The 4,142-nt window shown below is 58.3% G+C and carries 5 protein-coding genes; 2 read left to right on the top strand and 3 right to left on the bottom strand.

Going from position 1 to position 4,142, the window contains the following annotated elements; all coding sequences use genetic code 11:
• The first annotated feature begins 67 nt into the window (after window positions 1-67).
• Together NW820_RS06295 and NW820_RS06300 are read left to right on the top strand one after the other, a co-directional pair.
• Window positions 68-388 carry a hypothetical protein gene (locus NW820_RS06295; RefSeq protein ID WP_414342999.1) on the top strand — a complete coding sequence of 107 codons (321 nt, stop codon included), beginning with the start codon at window positions 68-70 and terminating at the stop codon, window positions 386-388.
• Between the two features lie 57 nt (window positions 389-445).
• Window positions 446-1,357, top strand: a complete 912-nt coding sequence (locus NW820_RS06300) for a histone deacetylase (RefSeq protein WP_414406999.1) — start codon at window positions 446-448, stop codon at window positions 1,355-1,357.
• Here the strand turns inward: NW820_RS06300 and NW820_RS06305 are convergent.
• From NW820_RS06305 to speD, 3 genes are all read right to left on the bottom strand, one after another.
• Window positions 1,354-2,505: an NAD-dependent epimerase/dehydratase family protein gene (locus NW820_RS06305; protein WP_414350002.1), complete on the bottom strand. Its 1,152-nt coding sequence runs from the start codon at window positions 2,503-2,505 to the stop codon at window positions 1,354-1,356. The genes NW820_RS06300 and NW820_RS06305 overlap by 4 nt on opposite strands.
• 93 nt (window positions 2,506-2,598) lie before the next feature.
• Entirely contained in the window at window positions 2,599-3,537 is a 939-nt protein-coding gene (locus NW820_RS06310; protein ID WP_414407000.1) for a fused MFS/spermidine synthase, read from the bottom strand.
• 119 nt (window positions 3,538-3,656) lie between these two features.
• On the bottom strand, window positions 3,657-4,142 hold a 486-nt coding region (speD, locus tag NW820_RS06315), incomplete at its 5' end, for an adenosylmethionine decarboxylase (RefSeq protein WP_414407001.1).

The following is a 4,142-nucleotide window of genomic DNA, read 5'->3' on the forward strand; positions in this document are numbered from 1 at the left end:
GAAGCAGCGTTTTTTGTTTAATGTCTGTTTTTAAGAGCGACAGGGATTTTTAGGAGGGACATTCATCATGGAAAAGATGTTGGTTAATATCGTCGAGTACCTGGCATTGGGAGAACTGGAAACTATCCTCTCCACTGAGCACCCCCATCAACAGGTGTTTCATGACGCTAGGGAGCGGGAAGCGATGATGCAGCAGATCCTAAACCGGGTCCCCGCCATCTACATGTGGCTGGCTGCCGATGAGTGTCCCAGCCGCGATCAACTCAATTCCTCTGAGCTGGAATTGCTGCGGTCGGTAGTGCGGGATGTGGTCAATCAAAAACTCCAACAAGCCTCTTTTGGCCTTGACCCCTATGCGGGATCCATGTCAGAGGTCTTCTACGGATAGAGGGGGCGGGCTTAAGCTACACTGCAAAGGCGTTGCCTTAGCTTGTTGCCTCTGCCCATGTTGCCTGTTTACTATTCTGATATTTTCCTCAGCCACGATACTGGGCCATTTCACCCCGAGCGTCCGGCTCGCTTGCAGTCCATTGTTAAGGCGCTGCGTGGTGCCCCTTTTGCCAACCAGTTGGAATGGCGGGATCCCCCCTTGGCGGAGCTGGCAGAGCTGGAGCGAGTACACTCGCGTCGGCACATTCAACAGGTGGCTGAGTTGGCAACAGCAGGTGGGGGACACATTGATGCCGACACTGCTCTCTCGGGGAGAAGTTTTGAGGCAGCGCGCCTGGCTGTGGGAGCTTGGATTGCCGGCTCTGCTTCGGTTTTGGCCACCGCTCAGCCGGCTTTGGTGCTGTGTCGTCCGCCTGGGCATCACGCAGAGCCAGAACGGGCAATGGGGTTTTGTTTATTCAGCAACGCAGCCATTGCGGCGCTGTGGGCGCTGGATCAGCCGGGGGTGAAGCGGGTGGCGATTTTCGATTGGGATGTGCACCACGGCAACGGCACGCAGGCGGTGGTGGAGCGCTATCCCCAACTGGCCTATGCCTCCATCCATCAGTTTCCCCTCTACCCCGGCACCGGCTCCGCTCGCGAAACCGGGATCCACGGCAACCTCTGCAACGTGCCTTTGCCTGCCGGCTCGGATTGGTTGGCCTACAAAAAGGCCCTCGACGAGAAGATCTTGCCGTTCTTGCAAGCGTTCCAGCCGGATTTGCTGCTGGTGAGCGCCGGCTTCGACTGTGCCAAAGGGGATCCCCTGGCCGGTATGCGGCTAGAGCCGGAAGACTTTGGCCGCATGGCCCGCCTTTGCCTGGAGCAGGTGACCCGCAAAACCCTCTTCGGCTTGGAAGGCGGCTATAACCTGGACAACCTGGCGCGCGGCTGGCTGAGCCTGGCCCAAGCTTGCCTGGAGAGTTAACCTTTCCACTTCACCTTGGGTAAAATCTGCCGCACATCCACCCGATCCTTGTACTTGAGAGCAAAGTTGAGCAGCGAATCCAAGAGGGAATCGGACAGATAGTGGGGCTGGAGGCCCAGGTCTAGGAGCTTGGTGTTTTTGGCGTTGTAGTAGTGCTCTTCCAGCTCGACGCGGGGGTTCTCCAGGTGGTTGATTTCCACCTTCAGGCCCATGGTGGCTCCCGCCTTTTGCACCAGCAACGCCAGTTGCTCAACACTAAATTGCTCTGTGAACTGGTTCATCACCCGGAATTGGCCCGGCTCGGCAGGGTGAGCAATGGCCAGCTCCACGCAGCGCACCGTGTCGCGGATATCCAGGAAACCGCGGGTCTGGCCGCCCTTGCCATACACTGTCAGCGGATGGCCCACGGCCGCTTGAATGCAGAAGCGGTTCAGAGCTGTGCCGAATACGCCATCGTAATCGAGACGGTTGATCAGCACCTCGTCCATGCCGGTTTCTTCTGTGAGCACGCCGTATACCACCCCTTGGTTGAGGTCGGTGGCCCGCAGGCCCCAGACGCGGCAGGCGAAGTGGATGTTGTGGCTGTCGTGTACTTTGGAGAGGTGATACATGGATCCCGGCTGCTTGGGATAGGGCAGGGTATCCTTGCGGCCATTGTGCTCGATGGTGATGTACCCCTCCTCAATGTCGATGTTGGGGGTGCCATACTCACCCATGGTGCCCAGCTTCACCAGGTGGCAATCGGGAAATTCCTCTTTGATGGCGTAGAGGATGTTCAAGGTGCCCACCACGTTGTTCACCTGGGTCATTACCGCGTGTTCGCGGCTGATCATCGAGTAAGGGGCAGAGCGCTGCTCGCCAAAGTGAACAATGGCCTCCGGCGGGAAGCGGCGCATGCAGGAGATCAGGGCTTCGTAGTTGGTAACGTCGCAGACAAAGATGGGAATGTCCTTGCCGGTTAGCCCCTTCCAGCGATCCACCCGTTGCTCTAGCTGGGCAATGGGGGTCAGGGTAGAAACCCCCAGTTGCAGATCCCAGAGGCGGCGGACGTAGGAATCGAGAATGGCCACCTCATAACCCCTGTTGGATAGGTATAGGGCTGTCGCCCAGCCACAGTATCCGTCACCACCAATAACCAAGACTCTCATTAGGGAAGCAAAATTCGGCTGCTGACGAATCTACCAAGTTATGGCACCAAAGACAAACTCTCCTGGGATCCCTTCGGGGTGCTGGATAGCCCCTTATTCGATGCGAGGCGGGTTGTCCAGGGTATAAACCGTGGTCTCGGCGGCAATGGCACGGCGCAGGTGAGCTGGGACTTGGTAGAGGCCCAGAAGGGTGATGCCATCGATGAATTGCAGTGCCCCTCGCTCGGGATCCAACTGTTGGCTCAGAATCTGGTCGATCTGCTCCGGTTCTGGCCTGGAGGGGATGGGATCCTGAGCTGCCAGGGCAAAACCCAGCGGGCCACCGTAGGTGGGGGCATAGATGGAGTAGGGCTGCACAGCGGCAAACACCGTTTTCAGGGTGCGAACAATGCGGGTGTGTTGATGAAGCTCAACCGGCCCCGTCGGCCCGGCTTGGATGGTGAAAGCCCCATCTGGCTGCAACTTGGAGCGGATCTGGCGGAAAAACTCCTGGGTGAAGAGGCGGTAGGCAGGGCCGGACTCAATGGGATCGGAAAGATCGGAAAGGATCACATCCCAAATGGGGCCTGTTTCCTGGAGAAAATCCAAGGCATCGGCAATCACCACCTCCACCCGCGGATCTTCAAAGGATCCCTGGTGCATTTCCGGCAGGTGCTCTCGGCAGGCTGCCACCACCTCCCCATCGATGTCCACCATCACCACCTGCTCCACCGAGCGCCAACGCAGCACCTCCCGCAGCGTTGCCCCTTCTGCCCCCCCCAACACCAGTACCCGCCGGGGGATCCCGCCCGCTTGGACAACCTGCACCATAGCCGGATGAACCAAAGCCTCGTGGTACAGAAACTCATCCACGGTAGTGGATTGCCAATGCCCATCCAGCATCAGACCCTTGCCGAAGGCCCCCGTCTCGGCGATCAGCATCTCCTGGAAAGGGGTTTTTCGGTAGGCCAAGATGCGCGTGACGGCACGGGCGGTGTAGTCCCAAGGGGTAAAGTACTCCTGAACCCAGAAGAAACTTCTCGGGCTGCTCATAAGCACCTCGCTACAGCTTTTTCCAGCAACATAGACTGACCTCTGGGGTGAATCGGATCCCACCCAGCCTACAGATGGCCCCCATGACAGTTTGGAAAAAGCTGCGATTGGCGAAGATCTCAGCGCCTTCGTCGGGTCGCTTCACAGGTGAGCACCTCAGCCGAGTCTGGGGCCTCTTCCAGGAGTGTCGGTTGCGCGGTGCGGCGGGGCACCTTGCGCAGGGAATATCGTCGCGCTTGAAACACGTCGATCAGATATTCACAGGCCGCTTCCGGTCGGGTGTGGCGACCACAGGTGAACACATCCACCGCCGCGTAGCCCGCTTCGGGCCAGGTGTGAATGGAGATGTGGGATTCCCCCAAAAGAGCGAGGGCTGTAATCCCCTGTGGCTCAAATGGATGGCACAGCTCTCCCAAAAAGGTGGAGTTGGAGCGTCTGGCTGCCTCTCGCAAAGCCTGTTGCACCAGAGAGGCATCATCCAAAAGTTTGGCCGGGCAGTCGTAAAGCTCCAGGATACAGTGGATCCCGATCAGAGCTGGAGACCTATCCCCTAATTGGCCAGATAGTGTGTGCAGCATACTATCCCCTAATTGGCCAGATAGAAC

This window comes from Synechococcus sp. R55.7 (assembly GCF_047461955.1).
Taxonomy (GTDB): Bacteria; Cyanobacteriota; Cyanobacteriia; order Thermostichales; family Thermostichaceae; genus Thermostichus.